Raw genomic sequence first — 24,708 nt, 5'->3', positions numbered from 1 at the left:
ATGAAGCCATTCTCCTACCTTCCCGCTGTTCTTTGCCTGGTGATGATCACCCAGTTTCTGCCTGCGCAGGATCCCGGGAACAAGGATGAAAACCCGGTGCCGTTTCCCAAGCTGGAGCACTTCGCCGCCCTCTGGGAGCGCTCTATTTTCACCACGAAAGACCTGCCGTCTCCGGATGCTCCAACCGGACCTAATTTTGCCGATAATCTAAGCCTTTCAGGGACCTATGAGATCGATGGTGGCATCGTGGCAGTGCTGGTGGACCGCATCACTTCACAGGTCATGGAGGCGCGCATTGGTTCGGAGAACGAGATGGGGATCAAAGTGCGTGCGGTGAAACCTGGCGCAACCATGGACAAGACCCGCATTCAGCTTCAAAAGGGAGACCAGGTCGGCTGGGTGGGCATTGCGGATCCGGCCGCACCTCCTGCTGAAACCGTGCAGCGTGCGGTGATCCCCACACAGCAGGCCCCGGGCGCAAATCCTGCCATGCAGCAGCGTATCAACGTGAATACCCATGTCCCTTTGGTCCCTGCTGCCACGGGATTGCCGCCGAACCCCATTCTGCCGCCGCCTTCGGCGCAGGCATCGGGCGTGGGGCAACCCCAGCCTGCGGCTCCGCGAGTGAATGACGTCCCACTGCCGCCTCCTTGACCTGCTTGGCGGACTCTGCGTGTCATGCCTGCAGAGGCTTGTCAAATGAGGGACCATGTTGAAGATACCGCATGCCCCACGTTCCAGGACTCCGCAGTTGCTACGCCAAGGTTGGCCGCCTCATTTATTTTGGCCGCATGCTCGACAAGATCCGTCTGCACGCCGCGGGAAAGCTGCCGGAGGATTATCACGCACAGCTGGGAGACTCCCAGTTTTATACGCTGGACGGGCGCTGCTGCCGCTTTCTGGGGGTTCCCTATGAGACGGTGCGTCAGCACGTGCGGGATGGCGGCACCGATGACGAAATTCTGATCCTGGTGCACGCCAGTGGCGCCATCCGCACGGATGAGGAATGCCACGTGTGGAACCGCTTCATCGCCAAGCTTGGCTGGCGCGACGAGCGTTCAGCCGTGCTGCCACAGCGCATCCAGGACAGCGGTCTCGTTGGCAAACCCATCGAAACCCTGATCGATCACATCGAATATGATGAAGGGCGTGATCCTGTGGGCGAGCGCGCCTGGGAAGGCATTTGAGGCGGCGCTGTTTATTTTATTTCTTCACCGTGATCTGCACGCGGCGGTTTTGCGCGCGGCCTTCCGGGTTGTCGCTGCCGTCGGGATAGGTGTTGGGAGCCACCGGCTTGGTCTTGCCGAAGCCCTGCGTGGTGATCATTTTTTCCGGGATGCTTTTCTTTTTTACCAGCCAGTTTTTCACGGCGTCCGCGCGGCGCTGGGACATGTCCAGATTCACTTTGTCGCTGCCTTTGGCGTCGGTATATCCTTCGACGGTCACGTGACCTTCAGGAAATTCGCCGAGCACCGTTGCCACGGTATCGAGCAGCTTTTCTGCGTCGGGCCGGACGACGGCTTTGTCGAAGTCAAAGAGGACATCTCCTTCGAGCTTCATGGTAAGTGAAGTGGCCGTTTCCTCCACCTGCAAAGCCTTGCGGGCGGTGGCCACCTCCAAAATCTTGCGTTCCAAGGTGAGTTGCTGCTGATCGAGATCATAGATCTGCTTTTGCAGCGCGAGTTTTTTCTCCTGCAGATCGAGACGTTTCCGTTCGAGAGAGACCTGCGGGGCAGGGGACTGCTGGGCGGCAGCCGTCAGCGTCAGGAGGCCCAAGGACAGAAGGCTGAGCCATTGTGTGCGGAGTGAGGCTTGCGTTTTCATAGGAAGATTTGCCTGTACCCTGTTCGGGGCTCAACGCGCAAACCGGCGCATCAAAGTCGGCGTGGTGGTGGTTTTCTGCCGGAGGCATGGCCAGTTCTCTCTTGGCCGCTCGTCGTGGTTCATGTAGTTTCAGAGGGTGCTGGAGCGCTACATCCCTTCTCTGCGAACCCTCGATCCCGACTTACGGGAGGTTTTCATGCAGAAGCTGCGTGTGCGGTGGACCCATTCCTCCACTGCGCTGAAGGGTAACGCGCTTACTGAGGCAGAAACACTTGATCTGCTGCAGTATGGCCTGACCATCGCCGGCAAGCCGCTCGCCCATCACAATGAAGTCCTTGGGCACAGCCGCGCCATCGAGTTGCTCTATCGCCTGATCGCAGACTCCCGCCCGCTGACGGACCCTGACCTGCATGCACTGCACGCCGCCATCCAGACGAGTGTGGAGGTGGAGTATCTGAAGCCTGTGGGCGCGTGGAAGGTCGAACCCAATTCCACGCTAGCCAAACAGGAGGGCAGAACCGTCATCAATGACACCTATGCTGCGCCGGAGCAGGTCCCAGCTCTGATGCGTGAATGGTTCAAGGGCTTCGCCATGCGGCGCGATGATCCCTCCGTCCCTGCATTGGATGCGTATGCATGGTCTCATGCCACCTTGGTGCGCATCCACCCCTATGCGGATGGAAATGGCCGCCTCGCCCGGTTGGTGGCCAATGTGCCCGTGATTGAGAAAGGCTGCCTGCCCATTCTCGTGCCAGCCGGGCAGCGGCTCGAATACATCGAATGCCTGGCTTCGTGGCAGATGGCGAGCGGGGCGCTTCGTGCGGGGACGGCTTTGGAGGGAAATCGTGACCGGCTTGCCCAGTTCCACGAAAAGTGCGCCGGATGGATGAAGTCCTCAAGCTCACTGCTGGATGAGGTTGAGGAAGCGCAGCGGCAGCGGCGGGGTGCCATCACTCCCGCGTGATGGTCTCGTCCAGATTGAGCATCACTCGTGCGACGGCCTGCCAGGCCTGCGGTTCTGCGGCGCCTGCATTGCGTTCGGAGCTGAGGAGGCGCAGGAGTGCGGCGCGTTCTTTTTCAACGGGCGGGCGCGAGAGACAAAGCTGGAAGGCGTGGGAGATGCGTGTGTCGTCGGTTTTGGCTTCTTTGATCAGGCGTGAGGACAGGGCCTGGGCGAATTCGACATAGGCGCTGTCATTGAGCAGGGTCAGGGCCTGCAGTGGTGTGTTGCTGCGAATGCGGCGGGTGCAGGTGCTGAAGCCATCCGGTGCATCAAACACACTGAGCGCCGGCGGCGGGGTGGCGCGGAAGATGAAGGTGTAGATGCCGCGGCGGTAGCGGTCGCTGCCTTTGCTCAGCGGCCAGCCACGCTTGACCTGGCCCAGAGACATGACGCCTTCAGGAATGGGAGGATAGACCGGCGCGCCACCCATCTTGGGAGAAAGCAGGCCGCTGGCGGCCAGGCACACATCGCGCACCACTTCCGCGTCCAGCCGCAGGCGGTTCTGGCGCCATAGGAGGTAATTGTTGGCATCAATGGCCGCGGCTTCCGGGCGGATGAAGGATGATTGCTGATAGGTCGCGCTGCTGACGATGAGCTCGTGCAGGTGCTTGAGGCTCCAGTGGTGCTCCACGAAATCCACCGCCAGCCAGTCGAGAAGTTCGGGATGGCTGGGCAGTCGGCCCATGGTCCCAAAGTCGTTTTCCGTCTCCACCAGGCCGCGGCCGAAATACTGCTGCCACACGCGGTTCACAATGACACGGGCAGTGAGGGGATTTTTTGAATCAATGATCCAGTGGGCCAGAGCCAGGCGGTCCGCCTTGGCTCCCGCGGGCAGCGGCGGCAGGACGGAGAGCACCCCCGGTGTGACTTCATCGGAAGGGCGGGTGAAATCGCCCTTGATGAAGAGCGTCGTCTTGCGCGGCTGCGGCAGCTCCTTCATCACCAGTGTCGTGGTGCCGTTCTTGAAAATGTTGTCGAGCTCAAGGTGGCGGTCGTAGAGCGGATTGAAAACGGGGTCGGACGTTCCGGTCATCGCCTTGAAGAGGATGCGCTGGTCAGCAGCTCCGCGTTTGGCCGCTGGTTTGGCGAGCGATTTCGCAGCTTCGGCATCCAGCAGTTTTTTGGACTTCTCGCCGAGCGTCTTTTCCCATTCAAGCAGCACGTCGAGGCGGGTCTTGATGTGGGCATCAATCTGTTTGAGCACCTGTGTGTGCTCGGCCTTCAGCTTGTCGAGGTCCTGGCCGGGATCTGGCACCGGCATGGTGGGTTCATCCTGGTTGTTGAGGAAAGCGAAGAGCTGGTAGTACTCGCGCTGGCTGATCGCGTCAAACTTGTGGTCGTGGCATTGCGCGCAGCCGATCGTAAGGCCGAGCCAGACGGTGCCGGTGGTGGCCACGCGGTCAAAAATGCTCTCGATCCGGAACTGCTCTTTGTCGATGCCACCCTCCTGATTGATCTGGGTGTTACGATGAAAACCGGTCGCGATGAGCTGTTCGCGCGAGGGCTTGGCCAGCATGTCTCCGGCAAGTTGTTCGAGCGTAAACTGGTCGAAGGGTTTGTCCTGGTTCAGGGAGTTGATGACGTAGTCGCGATAGGGCCACATGCTGCGCGGGGCATCGATGCTGTAGCCATTGCTGTCGCCGTAGCGTGCCTGATCCAGCCACCAGCGGCCCCAGCGCTCGCCATAGTGTTTGGAGGTGAGGAGGTGGTTAGCGAGCTTTTTCAATGACCAACGGCGGCTCATGACCGACGAACTGGAGAGGTATTCTTTAACGAGGGCGTCAACTTCAGCGGGCGTGGGTGGCAGACCTGTGATGTCGAGGTGGATGCGGCGGACGAGGGTGGAGGGAGAAGCGGGTGGAGAGGGAGTGAGGCCTTCTTTGGCGAGGCGGGCGTGGATGAAGGCGTCGATGGGGTGGGTGGTGTCGTATTGTGGCAGCGCTGCCTTCACCGGTGCGATGTAGGCCCAGTGGCGGTCATCGCTGGGCTTTTCGTCCGCCGGAGCGACAGCGCCCTCCGCCACCCACTGCTTGATGAGCGCGATCTGGGCTGAGTCCAGCGGCCCGCGCTTGTAGGGCATCTGCGGGATATCGCCATGCGCTCCTGAAATGACCTGCACCAGAAGCTCGGGCAGGGCGGAGCCGCGCTTGCCGCCTGCACGTGCTGCGGCTGCAGTGTCCAGCTTCAACTGGGACTTCTGTGTGCTGGCGCCGTGGCATTTCACGCAGTGCTGCTGCAGCAGCGGCTTGATCTGGGTGGCGTAATCCACCGCCGCATGACTGGCGGCGGTGAAGAGCAGGAGTGTGGTGAGCGCAGGGCGGAGCATTCGAAATGGAGAAGACAGCAATACGTGGTACAGGCGCTGCCTCCTTCGACGTTCCGGCAAAACGATGGCACAAAAAAACCGCACTCGCGCGCGGCGGGTGCGGTTTTGGGTGACTGGTGGAAGTCAAAGAATCAGACGGCTCAGGCGTCCTTCTTTTTCTTCGGGGTCATTTCGTCCTTGGTGATGGAGCCGTCGCTGTTCTTGTCCATTTTGCCGAAGCGCTCGGCAGCCTTGGTTTCGTCCTTCTTGGCGCCAGGGGAGGCCATGAATTCTGCCTTGGAGATCTTGCCGTCTTTGTCGGTGTCCAGCTTGGCGAACATTTCTTCAGGGCTGAACTTGGGCTTGCCCTTTTCGCCTTCAGCCTTCTTTGGTGCGTCCCCATCAGCTGCGAAGGAGGTGACGGCGGAGAGAGCCAGAATGGCAAGGAGGGAGGTAATGACTTTCATGTGGGTCGATGTTGTGTTGTGGATTGATGACGGCGTGATTTTTGGGAGGCCCAAATCCGCGCGTGGCCGTGTTAAACGAAAAAGCGCTGATTTCGTTTCGATAAATTATCAGCGATTTTTTTGGGGCATAAAAAACGCCGCACTCGCGCGTGGCGGGTGCGGCGTGGTGACTTTTCAGATCAAGTCAGAGCGTGGATCAGGCGTCCTTCTTTTTCTTGGGAGCAGCGGTGAACTCTTCCTTGGAAAGGAAGCCGTCCTTGTCCTTGTCCTTGTTGGTGAAGGCGGCTTCGGACTTGGCGGCGTCCTTGGAACCCTTGAGGAATTCTTCCTTGGAGACTTTGCCGTCTTTGTCAGCGTCCTTCTTCGTGAACATTTCTTCCGGGGTCATCTTGGGCTTGCCCTTGTCGCCTTCGGGTTTCTTGTCGCCTTCAGCGGCGAAGGTGGTGACGGCGGACAGAGCCAGGATGGCGAGGAGGGAGGTGATAATTTTCATATTGGATCAACGATTTGGGTTGCTTTGGTTTTCGCACAGGAGCGGGAAACTGGATGTCCAATTTCTGCGCATTCGAGTTAAACGAAAACGCGTCATTTCCATTTCATCATTTTGCAGATGAATTTCCAGGAGGGGATTTTCTCCAGCAAAATCCAGTTACAGCAGGCGGGCCGCGGCTTCCGCCAGCGCGCTGCGCTCCCCTTTCACCAGGGGAACGTGCGCCGCAAAGGTCTGGCCACGCATGCGCTGCCGCGTGTAAACGAGGCCGTTGCTGCGACTGTCCACGTAGGGATTGTCGATCTGCGCCGGGTCTCCCACGAGCACGAGCTTGGACCCACGGGACATGCGCGTGACGATCGTCTTGGCCTCCAGCGGCGTGAGCTGCTGCGCCTCGTCCAGCACGAAAAAGCGGTCTGGAATGCTGCGGCCGCGGATGTAGCACAGCGCCTCCACTTCGATGACACCCTGCTGGATGAGCGGATCATACGGCGCCGCCGGTGCGGCAATCTGCTGCTGCGGCTCCGGCATGAAGCGGTTCTTTTTGCGAGATGGTCCCTGCTGCACGCCTTCCATGGGGCGCATGAGGAGATCCAGCGCGTCATACACCGGCTGCAGCCAGGGGCGCATTTTTTCCTGCAGAGATCCCGGCAGGAAGCCGACCGTCTGCCCCATGGCGACGATGGGACGGCTCACGGTCAGCCCGTGGTAGGTGCGGTTAAAGACCTGCTGCAGCGCCGCAGCCACAGCCAGCAAGGTCTTGCCGGTGCCAGCCTGGCCATAGCAGGTCACGAGGCTGATGTCTGGATCCAGCAGAGCATCCAGGAAGCAGGCCTGGCCGAGGTTCATCGGCTTGATGGCGCGGCCCTGGCCCACCTTGATGGATTCCGGCGTGTGGAGCAGGCGTACAAATTCACCATTCGTGCTCAGTTTCGCTGGCATCGTGGCCTTGTCTCCAGCGCAGAGCAGCGCGTAGTCGTTGACCACCATGCCGGCGGTGCGCGTCTCTGGCAGGGCCAGCCGGCCGCTGCTGGCAAAGCGCTGCAGCTCATGCTGGCTGATCTCCACCCGCGCGATGTCAAAATTCGCCACCTCACGCGGCTCCACTTTGTCGTGCAGGTAGTCCTCGCATTCAATGCCCACGGCACGCGCCTTCAGCTGCATGTTGAGGTCCTTGCTGACGAGGATCACCGGAGGAGACACCTGCTCGCTCAGCCACAGGGTGCAGGCCAGGATGCGATGGTCCGCTTTGTCCAGGTCATGAAAAATCCGTTGAAAGCTCTGCACGCTGGCGTGCTTGCGGGCCTCTTCCGGATCATACACGGCCACGCGGATGCTGCCTCCGCCATCCGTCGGCACACCACTTGTCACTGAAGCACCCTTGTTGGTAAAAATCTTCATCAGTGCCCGGTGCACTTCGCGCGCGTTGGAGCCGCGCTCCGTCATCTCATTTTTAAAGCGGTCCAGTTCGCTGAGCACATCGACGGGGATGCAGATGTGGTGCTCGGCAAAGCGGTGGATGCAGGCGGGATCGTGAAGGAGGACGTTGGTGTCAAGAACGAAGGTCTTGGTGGCGGTGGGGGATGCGGGGCGGCGGCGGCGGGAACTGGAAGAAGACGGGGAATTCACAGAGACAGGACCAGGATCAGAGGCGCGGGAGGCAGAAATGGCGGGAGAGATTACCGATGCTGGGTGGTCGTCACGGTCCATGATGGTTTAGTGGGTGTGTTGGTTGCCTGCGTTGAATAAAGCGGGGTCAGCTTCTCTTTGGCCCCAGGCAGAGCCAAGCTTACCGAACCCGAAATGTGATTATTTGAATGAATCACGGTAATTGTTGAAGAGTGTCAGAACGTCGAATGACTGGCAAGAACTTATTCACAATGGTGAAGTTTATTCACAGTCATTCGAACGAGGAGACATCCTCGGTCGTAACGCATGGCTCAGGCCAAGAGTGAAGCCAACTTTAGGAATGTGCCGAAAATGGCACGTCAAAATACTCCAAAGCCCACTCTTGCATGTAGCGCACCTGGACTGGCACAAAGCGGTAAATGATCAGTTCGGGATTGTCGATGCTCCCCAGGTAGGCCCGGAGCAGGGGATTCGACGCCCAGATTTCCTCCAGCAGCGGGCGCTCCGTGAGAACTTCCGCCCTGGCGGTGATGCGCACCTGATTGTCCTGCTCATCCTTGTAGCACAGTTCCGCTTTGGAATTGGCCGCAAGCTCATGCGTCTTGTTATAGCGGCGCAGATTGGCCACATAAACCGTGAAGCCATCCGTCCTCACTGGCGAGACGGGGCGCAGCCGCGGTTGATCCCCGTCCACAGTCGCCAGCATGGGAAATTTCGCCGCCAGCATGGTGGCCTGCGCCAGTTTCGGGAGTTCGGCAGGATCGACGGGCTTGGGCTGTGGGCGTGACATGAGGTGCGATGATACCCCGCGAGAGAGCGCTGTCCAATTTGCGGCCATCTTTGGAGTACCCAATCTACGGCACCCTGCTAGGGTGCGCGCCATTCTCTCAATGAAGAATCTTCCCACTGCTTTTCAGCGTCAGGTGCTTTGGACCGCCATCACCGCCTTGTCGATCACCGTCATCGGCGTGCTGGCCATCTGGTTGATCAATCAGGCAACGCAGGTCCTGGCTTTTCTGCAGCCCATTTTGGTGCCGTTTGCCGTGGCCGGAGTGCTGGCCTACCTTCTGGAACCGGGGGTGGACTGGCTGGAGCGGCGCGGGCTGAACCGCCAGCGCTCGGTGCTGCTGGCCTTTGCATTGTTTTCTTTGGCGATCGGCGGGCTGGGGTGGTGGATCGTGGTGAAACTGGGAGATCCCACGCGGCACCTGGCCGAGCGTGTGCCAGTCTATTATTCCAAGGCACAGAAGGCGGTGGTCGATTTCACGACAAAGATTGAGAAGGAGTGGAACATCAAGCTGCTGCCCGCCACGGACACCGCAGGAAATGCCACCACTGCCCCAAGTGCAGATGCTCAGTCCTCTTCTGCTGGGGCGGCAAAGGACAGCGCCGGAAACGCCACTCCACCACCGGTTGCTCAGGCCTCTGCGACAGCGGCCGGGAATGCCACGACCACCCCCCCTGCGTCTGACGTTTCAGCACCTGCCACCGTGGCGGCCAAGACCAGGGACGGCGCTGTGACCGACAGTGATTTTGACATTCAGACCCTGCTCCGCGGCGACTGGGTGAAGACCAACCTGCCCAAGGCGCCCGGGATCATCTGGAGCTTCCTCACCAAGAGCGTGGGCGGTTTCCTCGGCGTGTTCGGCTTCATGCTCTCCTTCATCATTGTGCCGCTCTACCTCTACTATTTCCTCATCGAGAGCGCCAAGATACAGCAGCAATGGTCGGACTACCTGCCGCTGCGAGCCTCTGCCTTCAAAGACGAGGTCGTGAGCTGCCTCAACGAGATCAACAGCTACCTCGTCGCGTTTTTCCGCGGCCAGCTTTTTGTCAGTGTCATCAATGGCATCGCCACCGGCATCGGTCTCATGATCGTAGGGCTGGATTTTGGGCTGATGATCGGGCTCGCGCTGTGTGTGGCGGGGATCATTCCATACGTCGGCATCGCCATGTGCTGGATCCCCGCGGTGATCATTGCCTCGGTGCAGGGAGGGAGCGCATTAGTCACGGCAGACCCGTGGTGGGTGATGCCGCTGGTGGTCACCGGTGTCTTCGCTTTGGTGCAGCAGATTGATGCGCTCTTCATCACGCCTCGCATTGTGGGGGAGGCCGTGGGACTGCACCCCATGACGGTCATTGTGTCCGTGTTTGTGTGGGGCCTGCTGCTGGGCGGCCTTCTCGGTGCCATTCTGGCCGTGCCGCTCACTGCCTCCGTCAAAGTTCTCTTTCAGCGCTACATCTGGCGCGCACGCATTGCACCGCAGACCCTGGGTGGCTCCAGACGAGGGGAGGAGGCGGCTGCGGTGATATGAGCCGAGTGAGAGATTGACACGGCGGCGAGGCTGCGCCGTTAGTCGCGCATGAAGAATGTTGTGCTGGTCTTTTTTGGCGGAGGCATCGGTTCGGTGCTGCGCTATGCCACCGTTATCGGCATGGCACGACTGCTGCCCAGGAGCTATTTTCCCTGGGGAGTCTTCGCCGCAAACATCCTCGGCAGCTTCACCATCGGCTTTCTTTTTGCCCTGCCAGCCATGAAGGACAAAGGCAGCGGCCCCTGGTTGTTTGCCGCCACGGGTGTGCTTGGGGGGTACACCACCTTTTCCACCTTTGCCAACGACTCCTGGCTCCTGCTGCTGAATCAGCATTCCTGGCTCGCGTTGTTCAATGCCCTGGGCACTGTCGTGCTCGGCATCACCGCTGCTGCTCTCGGTTGGTGGGCTGGCAGCCGGCTGGCTTGATAAGGGGCGCACGTGCCTCGGGCACGGCCTGCGGCATCAGGCCTCAGACTGAGGCTCTGCTGCTCCCGTTCCAGCCTCCGCATCTTCTTCGCGTGCGGAGCCTACCTTGAGGGAAATTTTAATGCCATGCTTCGCTGCGGCTGTGTTCAGCAGCGAGCGTATGGCGCTGATGGTCATGCCGTTTTTGCCAATGACATGGCGCACATCTTCCGGTGCAAGCTGCACACGGTAGGCGACGGCGCCATTGACGTTGGTTCCAATGGCAATCGTCGCCTGCTGCGGGTGGTCGATCAAATTCGCCACCACATAGGAAAGGAACTCGCGGAGGGCTTCCGGCGCGTCCATGACTCTTTAGGCCGAGACTGCGGCAGCGGCGTGCTTGATCAGGCTCTTCACCGTGTCAGTCGGCTTCGCGCCCTGGGAGATCCAGGCATTGACGCGGTCCATCTTCACGATGGCCTTCTTCACGCCCTGCTGAGGGTCGTAGGTGCCGAGGATTTCGAGGAAACGGCCTTCCTTGGGGAAGCGCTGGTCAGCCGCAACGATACGGAAGACTGGACGGCCTTTTTGGCCTTCTTGACGGAGACGGATGACAACTGCCATGGTGCGGGTACGGGGATGGGGTCAGGTTTTGGGGAGGCGCATGGTGGAGACTTTGAGAAGGAAATCAAACGGTTTTTCCCCCTCTTTCACGCTCGGGGTCACGCCAGCACCCCCTTGATCACGTGCCCATGCACGTCCGTGAGCCGCCTTTCGATGCCGTTATTATAGTAACTCAGGCGCTCGTGGTCGATCCCCAGCAGGTGCAAAATCGTCGCATGCAGGTCGTAAATCGTGCTCACATTTTCGGCCGCCTTGTAGCCAAAATCGTCCGTGGCCCCGTAGCTGAAGCCCTTTTTTACCCCGGCCCCGGCCAGCCAGACGGTGAAGCCTTTCGGGTTATGGTCACGACCGTTCGCCCCCTTCTGAAAGGTGGGCATGCGGCCAAACTCCGTTACAAAGGCCACCAGCGTGTCCTGCAGCAGCCCACGGGCTTTCAGATCTTTCAGCAGCCCCGCCACCGGCTGGTCCACGATGGGGCCGTGCACCGAATACTGCTTCTCGATCGTCTTGTGCCCGTCCCAGTTCCCCACGCCCTCGCCCATGGCGTAGGAACCGTTGAAAAGCTGCACAAACCGCACCCCGCGCTCGATCAGTCGCCGCGCCAGCAGGCAGTTTTTCGCAAAGCCGGCCTTCGTCTCGTTGCTGTCGTTCACACCATACAGGTCCAGCGTTGCCTTGCTTTCGCCCGCCAGGTTTCCCACCTCCGAAGCCGCGATCTGCATGCGCGCCGCCAGTTCATAAGAGGAAATGCGTGCCGCCAAATCGCTGTCCGCCGGGTGCTCCTGCGCCTGCCGTTGGTTGAGCAGATTCACAAACGCGCGCGTGTCACGGTCGGCCGCCTCGCTCACACTCGCGGGGCGCATCAGATTCGGAATCGGCTTGCTCGCATTGAAGGCCGTGCCCTGAAACGCCGCCGGCAGAAATGCGGAGTTCCAATGCCGCTGCCCGATCTGCGGCACACCACGCGGATCAGGGATCGCCACAAACGCCGGCATGTCAGAGCACTCCGACCCCAGCGCATACGTCACCCATGAGCCGATGCCCGGGAAGCCGTCGAGAATGAACCCCGTGCTCATCTGATTCTCCGCCGGACCATGCGTGTTGGACTTCGCCGTCATCGAATGGATGAAGCACATGTCATCCGCAAACTCGGCAATGTTTGGCACCAGCTCGCTGATCATCTTCCCGCTCTGTCCGCGTGGCTTGAACTCCCAGATCGGCTTCACCAGATTTCCCTGCGCTCCTTGGAAGGTGATCAAATCCGCCGCGCCCGGCAGCGGCATGCCGTGCCGTTTCACCAGCTCCGGCTTGTAATCAAACGTGTCCACGTGGCTCATCGCCCCGGAGCAGAAAATGACGAGCACGTTTTTCGCACGCGGCTCAAAGTGCGGCGGGCGGGGCGCATAAGGATGCGCGGGATCGATCCGCGGGCGGATGGGTTCATTCGCCAGCAGACCCTTTTGTGCGAGCAATGAAGTCAGTGCGATGCTGCCGAGACCGCTGACGCTTTGACCCAGGAAGTTCCGACGTGAGAGAAGATGGCTTTGCATAACGGTGAATCAGATCAGTAGAGGGTCATGAACTCGCTCGTGTTGAGCAGCGCACGGCAAAACATGGGCAGGCCGTGTTGTGAAATAAGATCCATCGCGGCAGTGAGTTCCTCCGCTCGCGGATCGCGCTGGTAGGCCAGCTGAAAGGCGCGCCGCACCTGCGCATCCGCTTCTTTGCCTGCCTCCTTCACCAGCCTTGCTGCCAGCAGCTCGCTCTGCTGCAGGGCAAAGCGGCTGTTCAGAAAATTCAGCGCCTGCAGCGGCGTCGTGCTGGAGGTGCGGCGCGGGGCTATCTGCCCGGCATCCGGCACATCAAATGCGCCAAAGGTGTCGTCAAGTTCCACGCGCGGTTTGCTCTGGTAGATCATGCGCCGGAAGGTGTCAGGACCAAACTCCTGCTTCGACTCATACACCTTCACGTAGTTGTCATTTGCCACAAAGAGATCGAAGCCCGGCCCGCCCATGGTCAGATCCAGCACGCCGCTCACGGCCAGGATCGTGTCTCGCAGCGGTTCGGCTTCCAGCCGGCGCGTGGGGAAGCGCCACAGCAGCCGCGCTCCAGAGTCTGCCTTCATCCCGGCATCGTTCGCAGCGCTCGACTGCCGGTAGGCCGCTGAGTTCATGATCATGCGGTGCATCTCCTTCAGGCTCCATCCATGGTGCATGAACTGCGCGGCCATCCAGTCGAGCAGTTCCGGGTGGGACGGCTTGCCCCCATTGTAGCCGAGATCGCTCGGCGTATCGACGATGCCCGTGCCGAAATGATAATGCCAGAGGCGGTTCACCATCACTCTTGCGGTCAGCGGATTTTGCGGCTCGCTCAGCCACTTCGCCAAAGCCACGCGCCGTTCCGCCTCCGGCGTGTCCTTGGGCAGGTCCAGCTTCGCGCCTATCTGAGTCAGCGCACCCGGCGCGATTTCTTCCTGCGGCGTCATAGGATCGCCGCGCTGCAGGCGGAAGGTCGGCCCCGGCTGCTCAAACTTGCCCAGATATGCCATCGGAAAACCCGTCAGTTCTTTCAGCCGGCGTTGCAGCAGCGCCTTCTGCTCGCTGTGCCGCTTCACTTCGGCGGCATTGTCGGCGGAGACACCGCTCAAAGTCGGAATGTCACGGATCCGGTCGCGGTATTCCACACCCAGCCGGTCGGCGGAGGACGCCACCGCCTCCCAGGTTTTGCCATCCAGCGATGTCTCAATCACATAGTCCGTGCTGAGACGGTCCTCATACGCGCGGCCTTTTTTGCCGTCGCCGCGGTCCCGGCTCCACACCACGCTGCTGATCCGTTCCTCACGTGGAAAATCGATCTGCAGCCAGCCCTTGCCCGCGTTTTTGGAAATCCAGCTCTTCGCATTGCCATACAGCCCGTCGTTCGCATGCGCGATCTGGTGAAGCGCATTCCCGCCGTCGTTAAACACGTCGGAAGCCGTCACTTTCGCGCCATTCCGCGCCAGCGCCACATTGCGTGGCGGCTTGCTTGTGGAGAAGATTTCAAGTTCATCGATGCACGGCTGCGCACCCGTGGTTGCGCGGATGGTGAAGCGCACATGCTTTGCCTTCACCGCATTAAAGCTCTCCTGATTGGCCAGATGCGAGACCGGCGCGCGCAGGTGGGGCTGCGCACCAGGTTGTCCGCCGTCTGTTTCTTCAAACAGCACCGCATCCGCCACCGTGGGCCCGCCGAGCTTGCCGCTGCGCAGAAGGAGGATGGAGTCCTTCGTCATCACATGCGTGCCCGCGTACTTGAAGCCGCTCCAGCGCTTCTGTCCGGGGATGGCGCCGCTTTCATCCGCAAACTTGCTTTGATCCACGCTGGCGATCTCCTGCTGGTCGCCCTTCGTGTTCGCATCTCCATCCAGGTCCAGCACATAGCGCGCATCCTTCGCATGCGTCGTCCACGCCGCCCAGGAGAGCCACACGCGCTGCTTGCCTGCGACTCGCGGATTCCACGAAAAGAAATCCTGCGCCTCCGCATCCTTCTCCGCCTTCCAGTAGCGGTAGCTCTCGCCGAGGTTGGGCAGACGCGTCGCATCTCCCGCATCTCCCGCCTGGCCTGGTTCCGTTCCCGGAGAATAATCAATCGGCTTGCCGTTGGCTGGCTGCTCGATCTGCACGCAGCCGATCGCCTCCGGCTTCGTCGGCGGTGGCAGGTCATCATCCACCAGCACACGCCGGTTCAGCTGCGCCCGCGGCTGGTATTGTGCGAGTGCTGCATCCACGGCCGCGATCTCCGCCCGCAGTCCCTCCGCCTCCTTGAGCCGCTTCTCGGCGTCCGCCGGGCGCATTTCACGCTCTGCATGCTGCACTCCTTCAAAGATGGCACGCACTCGATAGTAGTCCGTCTGCAATACAGGATCAAATTTGTGATCATGGCAGCGTGCGCAGCCGATCGTGAGCCCGAGGAAAGTGCTGCCGGTGGTGCTCACGAGATCATGCATCTCATCGGCGCGCTGGTTCGCCCGCAGCACCGGGTCCGCGCCCTTCACCTGATCCCAGGCACCCGCCACCAGAAATCCCGTGCCTGCATCAGCACCGAGCTGATCTCCCGCGATCTGCTCGCGCACAAACTGGTCGTAGGGCTTGTCATCATTGAATGCACGGATCACGTAGTCGCGGTAAGGCCATGCATTCGGACGCGCGCGGTTCATTTCGAAACCATGGCTTTCCGCAAAGCGCACCACATCCAGCCAGTGCCGCGCCCAGCGCTCGCCGTAGCGCGGTGATGCCAGGAGGCGCTCGATCAGTTTTTTCACCGCGGCGTTTGGATCACTGCCAAACTCCTTCTCAAAAGCAGCCGCTTCCTCCGGAGTCGGCGGCAGTCCTGTCAGATCAAAGCTCGCCCGGCGGATGAAGGTGCGGGCATCCGCCGCCGGATTCATCGCGAGGTTTTTCTCCTTCAGCTTTTCAGCAAGAAATGCATCGATCGAATTCAGCCTGGACGTCTTCAGCGGCAGCAGAGACCAGTGCGTCACATCGCCCTTCGGTTTTTCTCTCAGCACAAGCTCCTGCGGCCACGCTGCTCCCAGGTCGATCCATTGTTTGATGAGATCCGCTTCAGCCATGGTGAGCGCGGGCTTCTTCTTCGGCATCTCCGGCTTTTCGCCGGCGGACTCCGGCACGATCATCGTATACAGCGCCGACTCCGCCGCCTTGCCCGGCACCAGGGCCGGGCCGCCCTCGCCACCCTTGAGCACATCCACCAGCGTGCCCATGTTCAGGCCGCCCTTGGTCGTCACGTCGTTGTGGCATTCCACGCAGTTCTTCACCAGGATCGGTGCCACCTGCTCATGGAACAGTTTCGCAGCACCTGTCTCGGCGGAGAAGGCGCTGCTGCTCACCAGGAGCAAACAAAAATAAGGAAGTGTCTTCATGCGGCTTTCTTGGCTTTCGGCAGGGCCAGATCAGTTTCGGCGGTGAGCAGATGTTCCCGCATCGCCTTCGCTGCGGCGTTTGGGTCACGTTTTTCAATCGCGCTTAGCACTGCGGCGTGCTGCCGCACTGCGTTCGCAGTCGAAGTCCGGCTGTATCCATGCTTGAGGCTCGCCTGCAGCAGTTCGGAAAGCGAATGCAGCAGCAGCGTGGCAATCTGATTCCCTGAAGCCGCCGCCAGCTCGCGATGAAACGCCATGTCCGCCTCCACCGCCGTTTCAAAATCCGTCGTCGTCTCCAGTTCCTTGAGCGCTGCGCGCAGCTTGCGAATCTGAGCTGTCGTGGCGTTTTCCGCCGCCAGCCGCGCATTTTCCGGCTCCAGCATGAACCGCACCTGCACCAGCTGCCGCAGCCTCTCCGCATCGTCCGGAATCAGCAGTGCCAGCGAGCCATTGAGAGGCTTGTGCAGCTTGTCCACCACCTTCGTGCCCACCCCATGCTTCACCTCCAGCAGCCCCTGCATCTCCAGCCTCTTCGTCGCCTCCCGCACCACCGGCCGGCTCACCCCCAGCTTCAGCGCCAGATCCCGCTCCGGCGGCAGCCAGCCATCGCTGCTGCCGCCCTCGTCTCGAATTTCAGAAGCAATGCGCGCGCACACCTCTTCAACAAGGCTGCGCTGCGGTTTGATGGATGAAAAAGTCATGTGGTTAGAGGTCTTACCACTGGCAGTACGAATGCGTTTCGAACGTTCTATCGGCCACGACGCCGAATGCTGAAGTGGAGCGCGGAATTCATTCCGCAGCACTCTGCTACGTCCTATGCTCTGCACGGAGGTGTAACTTAATTGTGGGCGGTGCACCTCATCTATAAAGCCACGAGAGCAAACACCAGGGAGGCCCGCCGTATTGACGTCAGGGGAAAAGGATCACAGCATGCTGTCATGAATTCTTCGAGCATGCTGGCTTTGTCATTCTCCGCCATTGTGTCCTTGTTTTTGGCAGGCTGTGTTTCGTCAGAGAATGAGATCCAGGGCACGACGCTGACACTGGATGAACCGTTCGTGCATCGTGGCATAAAAATCAAAGCCTGGAGGAGTCCCCCATTCGATGAAAAAACGGAGCAACCGATCACCGAGCTGAGCATGCTCGTTTCAGGCCCGGGTTGGCGGCGGAAACGTTGGGTCAACCTACTTCAGGGGCAGTCTTTCGAAGGCCTGACCTTGGAGAGTTTTGATGCCCGAGGCGACGCAATCGTCACCCCCAATGGTCCGGTGGTTCCACTGCTCATTCAAGGCTTCACCTTGAAAATTGAAGACGGAGAGCCCAAGCGATATGTGATTTTGCGCGACTTCTGCGGAGATGCTGCTTTCGCCTTTTATTCGGACGAAGCAAACCCTCCCTTGAAGCATTAGTGTGTTTAGGAACGTCCTTCTCTCGTCAAATCGTCTGCGAAGAATACCCGCCATCCACCACCATCTCATGGCCGGTGATGAACGAACTTCCCGCACCCGCCAGCAGCAGCGCCGCAGCCACCAGCTCCTTCGCCTCGCCAAAACGGTTCATCGGCGTGTGGCCCATGATTTTTGCCACGCGATCTGGTGTCAGCACTTTCTTGTTCTGCTCCGCAGGGAAGAAGCCTGGAACCAGCGTGTTTACGCGAATGCCCAGCGGCGCCCACTCACGGGCCAGATTCTTGCTCAGATTATGCACCGCTCCCTTGGACATGGAGTAGGTGAACACACGGCTCAGCGGCAGCAGTCCGGACATGGAGCCGAGATTGATGATCGAGGCCGGCACCTTGTTCTCCACAAAGTATTTGCCGAACACCTGGCAGGCCAGGAACACCCCCTTGGTGTTGATGTTCATGATCCGGTCGTATTCTTCCTCCGGGATGTCGAGAAACGGCGTCGCAGAATTCACGCCGGCTCCGTTGATAAGAATATCGCAGCCACCGGAACGCTCCAGCACCTGGTCCAGCAGGATCTGCAGGTCGGCTTTGCGGCTCGCGTCTGCGGAGAGGAAATAGGCTTTTCCACCTGCGGCTTGGATGGTTTCCAGGCGCTTGTCCGCCTTGGATTGATCACGTCCCACGAGCACGACCTCCGCGCCTGCGGAGGCATAGCCTTCGGCGATCGCGCCGCAGAGTTCGCCCGTGCCGCCGATGACGACCGCGGTTTTGCCTTGAAGGGAGAAGAGTTCGAAAATGGAGGTGGAGGACATGGTCAGGGCCGCACCTATGGCGTGTCATTTCGCCACCGCAAGCGGGCTGTCTCGCCACTTTCGTCATCTTGACACCCCGCCCGCAGTGCTCTCCGGTAGGCACATGCCCTGGGGCCACATCATGACTTTTTTCGCCGGAGTGCTCGTCGGCGCTGCATCGATCGTGATCTGGAAGGTGCTCCGCTTTGCCGCCGACCTGCGCGCAGCAAAGCACGCCCTGGCCAGCTACGTCTATCCCGAGTGCGGTGTGGCCGATGAGAAAGCCCAATCCGCCGTGGAAGCCTGCAAAAACCGCCTCCGCTGGCAGAAAAACCTCAACCCGGAGTGGCTGCCGCCGCTGGTGGATGAGGTGCCAAGGCTGGTGCGCGAGATCGCCGCCATCTACCACCCTGGCAAGGCGGAGGCCCTGCTGGCCCCGGGCCTCAGCCAGTTTTCCCGCGCCGTCCATCTGGCCGCCATGGACGTGGCGGACTTCCTGCAAACGCGTTCCATTGGCCGTCTTGTGGACGTAAGCGCCAGCACCGCCCTCAAAACCTGGGAGATGACTCACAAGATCGCCACGCACGAGCGCATGCAGACCGCCAACAAATGGTACAAGCGCCTGCTGCCCTACTGGCAGGTCCTGCGCTTCAAATCTCCCATCATGTGGGCCGGCATGGCCGTCTCAAACGTCGCCGCCCGCACCCTGCAGCCCGCTGTGATCGACATCATCGCCAAACGGGCCATCGATCTCTACAGCGGCCGTCTCGGCAAAGGCTTCGGCCCGCCTGCGGCAGAACTTGTGGCCGCGACCCCACCCGAAGCGCCCCCGGGCGCGATGTGACCCTCACGGTTTCTTAGAGCGTTCCACCGGGACAATGTCAATGCTAAGGAATGCTGCTTGGAGAACATCGGCTTTGTCGAATTCAGGGGTGCCTTCAGGCTTCCAGATGCTGAGCAGACGATGGGTGCCGGAGGCGAGCGTGGTGCCGACGGTGCACTGGGCCTGATGGACCTGAATGCTGTGATTCAATGGACGAATCGTTTTGGCATCAGGCTGTCCAGCGTTGTCGCTGATCACAGGACTGGCATAGTCATAACAAATGTTGGTCGTGAGTTCCACGGCGTCCGGCTCGGAATAACCCACCGTTCCCTCCATTTCAAAACGCAAGCCCACCCGGCGCATTTCGGCAGCGGAGGTAAAGCGCGGGGATCTCCCATTGGTGACGTGGATGTTGCTGATGTTATTCTGCGTGGTCTTGGCTTCCTTGTCGTCGTTGTGAACGGCCGGGCGGGCGGAGCGCTCCTGGGCGTCGCTGGAGGTCTCGGTGACGTAGATGAGTTCACGGCCGGATTCGAAAGAGCTGCGATTGCCGGATTTGGACTCCAGGAAGGTCGAGCGCAGGAGGCGGATTTTGTTTTGCGCCACGCCCTGCTCGACCTCCTGCCATGCGGCCGTGTGGTCCGTGGTGGCAGCGGTGCTGGCGGCGAGACGGCGGATGGTCGCGGCGTCTGCCTCGATGATGTGCAGGGTCGTTGCGAGATTGCGTGGCGCGTATTGTTTCAGGGAGGAAATATAGTCCTCCACCAGCTTCATGTTTTCGGGTGTGTTGCGCACGAGGAGCTCGCCGGTGCTGGGTTTGAAGTTGGCGGAGGAGCCCTCGGGGAAGGGGATGCCCTTGGACTTCAAGATCTCCACAGCGGTGATGCGCATGGTCAGGCGCGCTTCGTTCGCCATCGGTGCGGCTGGTGCAGCGCCGGCTGCTGCGAAAGGATCGCTGGCAGCAGCCGCGCCCCCCGAGTCTCCCATGGTCAGCAGAGCGTCGGTGATGTGAAAGCTGCGAGTGATGATGCCTTTGGTGGCACCCGGTGGTTCGGGTGGTGGAGCGGACGGCGTTTTCTCGATCCTCTCCCCATGGGTGCGCAGCAGCTGCTCCACGCGTGTGTCGAGTGCGGGCAGCAGCGAGGCGATGTGGGCCTTCAGAAAGGCGGCCTGCAGATGGCTGGCGCGCTCCGGCTCCGCGAGATCTTCGGGCTTCCAGATGCCGAGCAGCTTGGTCATGCCGCTGAGAAGGGTGATGCCGGTGACCACGTGGGCGTTGTGAAAATCGATGTTGGGCGATTCGACGAGCTTCTCTCCTGCGGCGCTGATTTTGTCCCAGTGCTCCTGCGGCGGGCGGTAGTGGTGCTCCAGTGAGTAGGTCAGGTCGATCGTTTCTCCGTCTGCGCCGATGGTGGGCTCCAATTCCAGGCGTGTGCCTGCTTCGCGCTCCTCCATGGCAATGCCGGAACGGCGTTCCTCATCCACAATCATTTCGGTGACATAAGTGCGTCCTTCGCCGCGCACCAGCGACGAGCGGGTGCCGCTCTTGGTTTCCATGCGCAGGTCTCCGACATAGCTGGCCTTTTTTTGAGAGACGAGCGCATCGAGCGCAGACCATGCGGCTGCGTGGTCCGCCTGCGCTTTCACCTGCTTGACAGCTTCGTTCACGGTCGCTGCTTCGGCCTCGAGGATCTGCACATTGATGCTAATCAGCTTGGGCATCATGCGTTCCGCCTCGGCAGCCAGGGCGGCCACGCGCTCGTGGGTGAGTCCGGTGCTGCGCAGGGCAAGGGTCTTGTTCTTGGGATCAAACACCGCTAGAGATCCGGGCGGCAGCGTCACGCCCGCGATTTTCAAATGCTGATCCAGGACAAAATGGGATCGCCGTATGAACTTGGCGACCTCTTCTTCGTTCGCATTGGCAGGCGGCATCGCGGGTGCGGTGAGCTGCCCCTGCTCGCTCGAAACAAAACCACCGAGAAGCTCCGAGGCTGGATAACGGTACACACGCAGCGACCACTCGCCCTCGGCACTCGGGGCGGGCTTGGCCTTGTCCTGCGCCGAAAGCGGCAGGGCTGCGGTGAAACACAAGGAGGCGAACAGGAAAAAGCGCAGCGGGTCTAGGTATTTCATCATTGCCAGATGCTGCCATGGACGCCGCAGCCAGAGCAATAGAAAACCGTGGAGCCGGACTGGAGTTTTTTGATCGTGTGCCGCCGCCAAGGGGGGCTTCAGTGCTGGCCGGCCTCAGGCTTCTTCTTGCTGCTGGTCTTTTTCAGACTGGAGAGATAGGCGACGACGTCGCGGATCTGGGGCTTGGTGAGGATGCCGAGCATGGGGGGCATGACGGAGATGGGCGGAGGAAGCGAGGCGATCTGGTCGCGAAGGAAGATCTGTTTTTTTCCATCGGGGAGACGCAAAGTGACCTGTTTTGCGTCTTCTTTCTCCAAAACGGCGGCGATGGTTTTGCCGTCCTTGGTGGTGAGAGTGACGAGGCCGTAGCCGGGAGCGACTTTGGCGGTGGGATTAAGCAGCGACTCGAGGATGTAGGCGCGGTCTTTGGTGCCACCGATGGTTTTGAGATTGGGGCCGACCTGGCTGCCGTCCTTGGCCTCGATGGTGTGGCAGGCGAGGCAGTTGGCGGCAATGCTGTTGGTGGCGATGTCACGACCCCTGACGGCGTCGCCGCCTTCAAGGAGTTCGGCGTTATTGAGCTGGATGGCGGCGAGTTTGGGCTTCAAGCTTTCCCGGGTCGCGGCGGCTTCAAGGATGTCGAGCTGGATGGCAGCGGGGGCTTTGTTTTGAGCGAGGAGGTCAAGCCACTTGCCAATGATGGTGTCGTCTTTGGAGGTGGCGAGGAGGGAGAGGGCAAGCTGCTGGGTGGTGGTATCGCTTTTTTCATCAAGCACGGCGGCGGCCTGGGTGACGGCGCGGTCGGGCTGATGGGCGAAGAGCTGCCGGAGGGCTTCGCGACGTAGCTCCGCCGGCGAGGCTTTTTCGAGTGAGAGATCAAGGGTGGTGGCAAACTCGGGAGTGGAGGCGTGCTGGGAGGCCATGAGCTTCAGTGCTTCGGCGCGCAGGGTGCTGCGTGCGGTGGTGTCTGCCACGATCTGCTGCAGCACGGGTGCCTGGACTTTAAGTTGGAGCTGTGTCAGCAGCTCAACGGCCTTGGCTTTGAGCGCGCCATCCTGGATGGCCAGCAGGGCATCGAGATGCGGCTGCACGAGGGCGGCGAAGGCTTTTTCGTCACGTGGTGCGACTTCGTGCGCCATGCCGTCGATGCGATCAAGTCGCGGAGGATGGGTGAAGGTGAGCAGCACGTCGAGGGCTTCGGCCTGCAGCGGGGTGGCCTTCAAAGCGGCGGCAATCACGGGCTCTGCCACGCCGAGGCGAAGGCAGGCATTGAGGCCGCGGCTGGTGGCACGCTGGGTGAGGGCGGGCAGCGCTGTGGGAATGCCGACGTCGTCGTGGATGGCGCGCTCGGCTTCGTCCGCGAGCAGAGGCTGGCCCAGGAAACCGGCGACGCGCGGTGAACGCTGGCGTGCCAGTGCGAGCATGCAGCAGAGGGCCTGTGGGTCTTTGAGATGGGAGGCAAGTGCGGCTTCATCGGCGCAGCCGGCGAGGCCGGTGACGATGGCGTGGCGCATGTAGGGATCGGCGCTTTCCTTGGCGGCCATGGAGAGTAGGGCTTTCACGGCGGACGGCTCTTCAAGCTTGCCGAGGGCGATGGCGGCTTGGAAGCGGACGCGGATGGAGGGATGGGAGAGCAGCGGGACGAGCGGGGTGCCGGAGGTCTTGATGTCGCCGAGAACTTTGATGGTTTGAGTGATGAGTTCTGTGTCGGATTCCGCAATCAAAGGCAAAAGAGTTGCGGTATCGACTTTTCCATATCGGAGGCCCTGGCCGAGGCCCCAGATGGCGTGGATGCGGGCGAGTTGGTGGGCCTTTTTATCATGTGCTATTTTTTGCAGTGCTGTGTAATCACCTTTTTTGACAAGGGTGAACTGGGCTTGGAGGCGGACGCGCTGGTCGGGGTGGGAGAGGTGGGTGGCGTCGAGGTTTTCGGAGTTGAGGAGTTTGTTGGTTTCCTGGCGTTCGGTGCTGTTCTTGCCGGTGGGATCATCGGCGAACCAGATGGAGCCTTTCTCATCGAGGGGATAGCCGCCGTCCCAGTCGGCGATGATGAGTTCGCCGGTGGGGGCGAGGGCGAGGCCGATGCCCATGAGGCCGGAGTGCACGAGACGCTCGTTTTTCATGGCGAAGGTGCTGCCAGAGGGGACAATCTCGAAAGCGGTCATCTGGCCGGAGGGGAACTGGTCGAGAATGAAGTAATTGCGCAGCGAGGCACCGAGGGCTGTGCCGGGTTCGTGGATGAATCCAGCGGGGCCGTTGGAGTAGTTGGCGAGCGGGGGCGTGATGAAGAGGGGCTGGCCGGGATGGGCGGGCTGCCAGATGCCGTCGCGCATCCAGCGGCTGTCGGCTTTTTGATATTGATGACTGCAACGCCAGCCGGAGTCGCTGCGCTCGGTGATGTAGACGAAGCGTTCGCGCTCGCCGGGCATGTCGGCGTCGTTGTCCACGCCGAACATGTTGCCGTAGTTGTCGAAGGCGATTTCCTGAACGTTGCGGAGGCCGTGAGCGAAGACCTCGAAGCGGGTGCCGTCGGGCTCGCAACGCATGACGCAGCCTTCGTGGGGGTAATAGAAGTGGTTGCCTTCCTTGCTGGTGACGTTCACGCCTTTGTCGCCGATGCTCCAGTAGATGCGTCCGTCGGGGCCGATGCGGGGGCCGTGCATGTCGTGGCCGGCGTAGGCGATGTGCATGCCGAAGCCGTGGGCGACGATCTCGCGCTCGTCGGCGACGCCGTCGTCATTGGTGTCGCGAAGGCGGACGAGGTTGGGGGCGACGGTGACATAGACCCAGCCGTCGTGGTAGGCGATGCCTGCGGCGATGCCGGTGACGACGCTGTTGAAGCCTTCGGCGAAGACGGTCATCTTGTCGGCGGTGCCGTCGTGGTCGGTGTCGCGGAGCTGGTAGATGCGCTCGCTATGCACGGTGAGGTCCTTCCAGTCGATGGAGCCGTCTTTGTTGTGGTCGGCGAGGCCGCCGCGAGGGAGGCGTGTTTTGCCGGGAGCAAGCTCGCGTTTGAGGAAGGCCTCTTTCTCTTCGACGCTGGTAAGGGCGACATCGTCGGGGATCCACTGGGTGTGCTCGCGGATGTCGAGGTCGGCGACTTTGCGGCGGGTGGTGGCGGAGACGTAGATGCGGCCCTGGGGATCGACAGTGACAGCGACTGGGTCGGGGACGTTGAGAGTGCCGGACCAGCGATGGAGTTCGAGCGGGGATTTGACGGGGGCGGGCGCGGACTTGGGTGCTTTGGCTTTCGCTGGTTTTTCGTCAGCGGCGGTGCAGGGCAGAGCGAGCAACGCCAGGAGGGCGAGGTGACGGAGGTTGTTCATGAAGGGGGGGTGTTCTATGGAGCAGAGAATGGATGGCCGAAAGGGGAGAACGCGGGTGGATTTATGATTTACGATCTCGGAGGGGAGATTGGCGGTCTTGTGGCTGGAGAGGATTGGACCGGGATACAGCGGAATAGCGCGCGCTGGAGCGGGAGAGGGGCATATGCGATGGGGCCAGCGGATTTGGGAACAAAATTGATGGTGGAGATGGGAATGCGGGTGCGTTTGTTGTTGATGCTTCTGCGGGAGG

Annotated in this window: 21 protein-coding genes; 7 read left to right on the top strand and 14 right to left on the bottom strand. The window is 60.9% G+C overall.

Translation table 11 applies throughout. From position 1 onward, the window contains the following. Both ACILSO_RS12630 and ACILSO_RS12625 read left to right on the top strand, forming a co-directional pair. Positions 1 to 654 carry a hypothetical protein gene (locus tag ACILSO_RS12630; RefSeq protein ID WP_395737773.1) on the top strand — a complete coding sequence of 218 codons (654 nt, stop codon included), beginning with the start codon at positions 1 to 3 and terminating at the stop codon, positions 652 to 654. A gap of 71 nt (positions 655 to 725) precedes the next feature. Next, positions 726 to 1,187 carry a DUF5069 domain-containing protein gene (locus ACILSO_RS12625; RefSeq protein ID WP_395737772.1) on the top strand — a complete coding sequence of 154 codons (462 nt, stop codon included), beginning with the start codon at positions 726 to 728 and terminating at the stop codon, positions 1,185 to 1,187. Between the two features lie 16 nt (positions 1,188 to 1,203). Here ACILSO_RS12625 and ACILSO_RS12620 read toward each other — a convergent pair whose 3' ends face one another. Further along, complete coding sequence (locus ACILSO_RS12620) at positions 1,204 to 1,824, bottom strand: OmpA family protein (protein WP_395737771.1); 621 nt, start codon at positions 1,822 to 1,824, stop codon at positions 1,204 to 1,206. 196 nt (positions 1,825 to 2,020) lie between these two features. Here ACILSO_RS12620 and ACILSO_RS12615 point away from each other — a divergent pair, with 196 nt between their 5' ends. Beyond that, a complete protein-coding gene (locus tag ACILSO_RS12615; RefSeq protein WP_395737770.1) occupies positions 2,021 to 2,788 on the top strand; it encodes a Fic family protein in 768 nt (255 codons plus the stop codon). Here the strand turns inward: ACILSO_RS12615 and ACILSO_RS12610 are convergent. The 5 genes from ACILSO_RS12610 to ACILSO_RS12590 all read right to left on the bottom strand — a co-directional run bounded on the left by ACILSO_RS12610 (position 2,775) and on the right by ACILSO_RS12590 (position 8,508). Next, the gene (locus tag ACILSO_RS12610) at positions 2,775 to 5,153 is read right to left on the bottom strand and encodes a DUF1549 and DUF1553 domain-containing protein (protein ID WP_395737769.1); all 2,379 of its coding nucleotides are present in this window, start codon (positions 5,151 to 5,153) and stop codon (positions 2,775 to 2,777) included. The two genes, ACILSO_RS12615 and ACILSO_RS12610, sit on opposite strands and share 14 nt — an antisense overlap. Before the next feature lie 140 nt (positions 5,154 to 5,293). Further along, entirely contained in the window at positions 5,294 to 5,599 is a 306-nt protein-coding gene (locus ACILSO_RS12605) for an EF-hand domain-containing protein (RefSeq protein ID WP_395737768.1), read from the bottom strand. Positions 5,600 to 5,795: 196 nt separating this feature from the next. Further along, complete coding sequence (locus tag ACILSO_RS12600; RefSeq protein ID WP_395737767.1) at positions 5,796 to 6,092, bottom strand: EF-hand domain-containing protein; 297 nt, start codon at positions 6,090 to 6,092, stop codon at positions 5,796 to 5,798. Between the two features lie 156 nt (positions 6,093 to 6,248). Beyond that, entirely contained in the window at positions 6,249 to 7,799 is a 1,551-nt protein-coding gene (locus tag ACILSO_RS12595; RefSeq protein WP_395737766.1) for a PhoH family protein, read from the bottom strand. A 253-nt stretch (positions 7,800 to 8,052) separates the two neighbouring features. After that, positions 8,053 to 8,508, bottom strand: a complete 456-nt coding sequence (locus ACILSO_RS12590; protein ID WP_395737765.1) for a pyridoxamine 5'-phosphate oxidase family protein — start codon at positions 8,506 to 8,508, stop codon at positions 8,053 to 8,055. Positions 8,509 to 8,608: 100 nt separating this feature from the next. Between ACILSO_RS12590 and ACILSO_RS12585 the strand changes: the two genes are divergently transcribed. Together ACILSO_RS12585 and crcB are read left to right on the top strand one after the other, a co-directional pair. Beyond that, positions 8,609 to 10,033: an AI-2E family transporter gene (locus ACILSO_RS12585; RefSeq protein ID WP_395737764.1), complete on the top strand. Its 1,425-nt coding sequence runs from the start codon at positions 8,609 to 8,611 to the stop codon at positions 10,031 to 10,033. A gap of 48 nt (positions 10,034 to 10,081) precedes the next feature. After that, positions 10,082 to 10,459 (top strand): fluoride efflux transporter CrcB, encoded by a 378-nt coding sequence (crcB, locus tag ACILSO_RS12580; RefSeq protein ID WP_395737763.1) that lies wholly within the window; start codon positions 10,082 to 10,084, stop codon positions 10,457 to 10,459. Positions 10,460 to 10,495: 36 nt separating this feature from the next. Here crcB and ACILSO_RS12575 read toward each other — a convergent pair whose 3' ends face one another. From ACILSO_RS12575 to ACILSO_RS12555, 5 genes are all read right to left on the bottom strand, one after another. Continuing rightward, the gene (locus ACILSO_RS12575) at positions 10,496 to 10,804 is read right to left on the bottom strand and encodes a KH domain-containing protein (RefSeq protein ID WP_395737762.1); all 309 of its coding nucleotides are present in this window, start codon (positions 10,802 to 10,804) and stop codon (positions 10,496 to 10,498) included. A 6-nt stretch (positions 10,805 to 10,810) separates the two neighbouring features. Then, positions 10,811 to 11,062 (bottom strand): 30S ribosomal protein S16, encoded by a 252-nt coding sequence (gene rpsP, locus ACILSO_RS12570; protein WP_395737761.1) that lies wholly within the window; start codon positions 11,060 to 11,062, stop codon positions 10,811 to 10,813. Between the two features lie 98 nt (positions 11,063 to 11,160). Further along, on the bottom strand, positions 11,161 to 12,612 hold the full coding sequence (locus tag ACILSO_RS12565; RefSeq protein ID WP_395737760.1) for a DUF1501 domain-containing protein: 1,452 nt from the start codon (positions 12,610 to 12,612) through the stop codon (positions 11,161 to 11,163). A gap of 14 nt (positions 12,613 to 12,626) precedes the next feature. Next, positions 12,627 to 15,980 (bottom strand): DUF1553 domain-containing protein, encoded by a 3,354-nt coding sequence (locus ACILSO_RS12560; protein WP_395737759.1) that lies wholly within the window; start codon positions 15,978 to 15,980, stop codon positions 12,627 to 12,629. Beyond that, on the bottom strand, positions 15,977 to 16,681 hold the full coding sequence (locus ACILSO_RS12555; RefSeq protein WP_395737758.1) for a FadR/GntR family transcriptional regulator: 705 nt from the start codon (positions 16,679 to 16,681) through the stop codon (positions 15,977 to 15,979). The genes ACILSO_RS12560 and ACILSO_RS12555 overlap by 4 nt, the downstream gene beginning before the upstream one ends. A gap of 237 nt (positions 16,682 to 16,918) precedes the next feature. On the opposite strand from ACILSO_RS12555, the gene ACILSO_RS12550 reads away from it, so the two are divergent. Continuing rightward, on the top strand, positions 16,919 to 17,389 hold the full coding sequence (locus tag ACILSO_RS12550; RefSeq protein ID WP_395737757.1) for a hypothetical protein: 471 nt from the start codon (positions 16,919 to 16,921) through the stop codon (positions 17,387 to 17,389). Between the two features lie 25 nt (positions 17,390 to 17,414). On the opposite strand, the gene ACILSO_RS12545 is transcribed toward ACILSO_RS12550, so the two are convergent. After that, positions 17,415 to 18,197, bottom strand: a complete 783-nt coding sequence (locus tag ACILSO_RS12545) for an SDR family oxidoreductase (protein ID WP_395737756.1) — start codon at positions 18,195 to 18,197, stop codon at positions 17,415 to 17,417. A gap of 121 nt (positions 18,198 to 18,318) precedes the next feature. Between ACILSO_RS12545 and ACILSO_RS12540 the strand changes: the two genes are divergently transcribed. Beyond that, the gene (locus tag ACILSO_RS12540) at positions 18,319 to 19,020 is read left to right on the top strand and encodes a hypothetical protein (RefSeq protein WP_395737755.1); all 702 of its coding nucleotides are present in this window, start codon (positions 18,319 to 18,321) and stop codon (positions 19,018 to 19,020) included. Positions 19,021 to 19,023: 3 nt separating this feature from the next. On the opposite strand, the gene ACILSO_RS12535 is transcribed toward ACILSO_RS12540, so the two are convergent. Together ACILSO_RS12535 and ACILSO_RS12530 are read right to left on the bottom strand one after the other, a co-directional pair. Beyond that, positions 19,024 to 21,135 (bottom strand): hypothetical protein, encoded by a 2,112-nt coding sequence (locus ACILSO_RS12535; RefSeq protein ID WP_395737754.1) that lies wholly within the window; start codon positions 21,133 to 21,135, stop codon positions 19,024 to 19,026. Positions 21,136 to 21,230: 95 nt separating this feature from the next. Beyond that, positions 21,231 to 24,458 (bottom strand): PVC-type heme-binding CxxCH protein, encoded by a 3,228-nt coding sequence (locus ACILSO_RS12530; RefSeq protein WP_395737753.1) that lies wholly within the window; start codon positions 24,456 to 24,458, stop codon positions 21,231 to 21,233. Positions 24,459 to 24,708: the final 250 nt, after the last annotated feature.

Origin of the sequence: Prosthecobacter sp. (assembly GCF_044226605.1) — a bacterium.
Taxonomy (GTDB): Bacteria; Verrucomicrobiota; Verrucomicrobiia; order Verrucomicrobiales; family Verrucomicrobiaceae; genus Prosthecobacter.
This window is presented reverse-complemented; position numbering and strand designations above follow the sequence as displayed.

Bases quoted from the DNA above. Each gene is read 5' to 3' on its own strand.
- ACILSO_RS12630 (WP_395737773.1), top strand. From the start codon at position 1: ATGAAGCCATTCTCCTACCTTCCCGCTGTTCTTTGCCTGGTGATGATC.
- ACILSO_RS12625 (WP_395737772.1), top strand. From the start codon at position 726: ATGCCCCACGTTCCAGGACTCCGCAGTTGCTACGCCAAGGTTGGCCGC.
- ACILSO_RS12620 (WP_395737771.1), bottom strand. From the start codon at position 1,824: ATGAAAACGCAAGCCTCACTCCGCACACAATGGCTCAGCCTTCTGTCC.
- ACILSO_RS12615 (WP_395737770.1), top strand. From the start codon at position 2,021: ATGCAGAAGCTGCGTGTGCGGTGGACCCATTCCTCCACTGCGCTGAAG.
- ACILSO_RS12610 (WP_395737769.1), bottom strand. From the start codon at position 5,153: ATGCTCCGCCCTGCGCTCACCACACTCCTGCTCTTCACCGCCGCCAGT.
- ACILSO_RS12605 (WP_395737768.1), bottom strand. From the start codon at position 5,599: ATGAAAGTCATTACCTCCCTCCTTGCCATTCTGGCTCTCTCCGCCGTC.
- ACILSO_RS12600 (WP_395737767.1), bottom strand. From the start codon at position 6,092: ATGAAAATTATCACCTCCCTCCTCGCCATCCTGGCTCTGTCCGCCGTC.
- ACILSO_RS12595 (WP_395737766.1), bottom strand. From the start codon at position 7,799: ATGGACCGTGACGACCACCCAGCATCGGTAATCTCTCCCGCCATTTCT.
- ACILSO_RS12590 (WP_395737765.1), bottom strand. From the start codon at position 8,508: ATGTCACGCCCACAGCCCAAGCCCGTCGATCCTGCCGAACTCCCGAAA.
- ACILSO_RS12585 (WP_395737764.1), top strand. From the start codon at position 8,609: ATGAAGAATCTTCCCACTGCTTTTCAGCGTCAGGTGCTTTGGACCGCC.
- crcB (WP_395737763.1), top strand. From the start codon at position 10,082: ATGAAGAATGTTGTGCTGGTCTTTTTTGGCGGAGGCATCGGTTCGGTG.
- ACILSO_RS12575 (WP_395737762.1), bottom strand. From the start codon at position 10,804: ATGGACGCGCCGGAAGCCCTCCGCGAGTTCCTTTCCTATGTGGTGGCG.
- rpsP (WP_395737761.1), bottom strand. From the start codon at position 11,062: ATGGCAGTTGTCATCCGTCTCCGTCAAGAAGGCCAAAAAGGCCGTCCA.
- ACILSO_RS12565 (WP_395737760.1), bottom strand. From the start codon at position 12,612: ATGCAAAGCCATCTTCTCTCACGTCGGAACTTCCTGGGTCAAAGCGTC.
- ACILSO_RS12560 (WP_395737759.1), bottom strand. From the start codon at position 15,980: ATGAAGACACTTCCTTATTTTTGTTTGCTCCTGGTGAGCAGCAGCGCC.
- ACILSO_RS12555 (WP_395737758.1), bottom strand. From the start codon at position 16,681: ATGACTTTTTCATCCATCAAACCGCAGCGCAGCCTTGTTGAAGAGGTG.
- ACILSO_RS12550 (WP_395737757.1), top strand. From the start codon at position 16,919: ATGAATTCTTCGAGCATGCTGGCTTTGTCATTCTCCGCCATTGTGTCC.
- ACILSO_RS12545 (WP_395737756.1), bottom strand. From the start codon at position 18,197: ATGTCCTCCACCTCCATTTTCGAACTCTTCTCCCTTCAAGGCAAAACC.
- ACILSO_RS12540 (WP_395737755.1), top strand. From the start codon at position 18,319: ATGACTTTTTTCGCCGGAGTGCTCGTCGGCGCTGCATCGATCGTGATC.
- ACILSO_RS12535 (WP_395737754.1), bottom strand. From the start codon at position 21,135: ATGATGAAATACCTAGACCCGCTGCGCTTTTTCCTGTTCGCCTCCTTG.
- ACILSO_RS12530 (WP_395737753.1), bottom strand. From the start codon at position 24,458: ATGAACAACCTCCGTCACCTCGCCCTCCTGGCGTTGCTCGCTCTGCCC.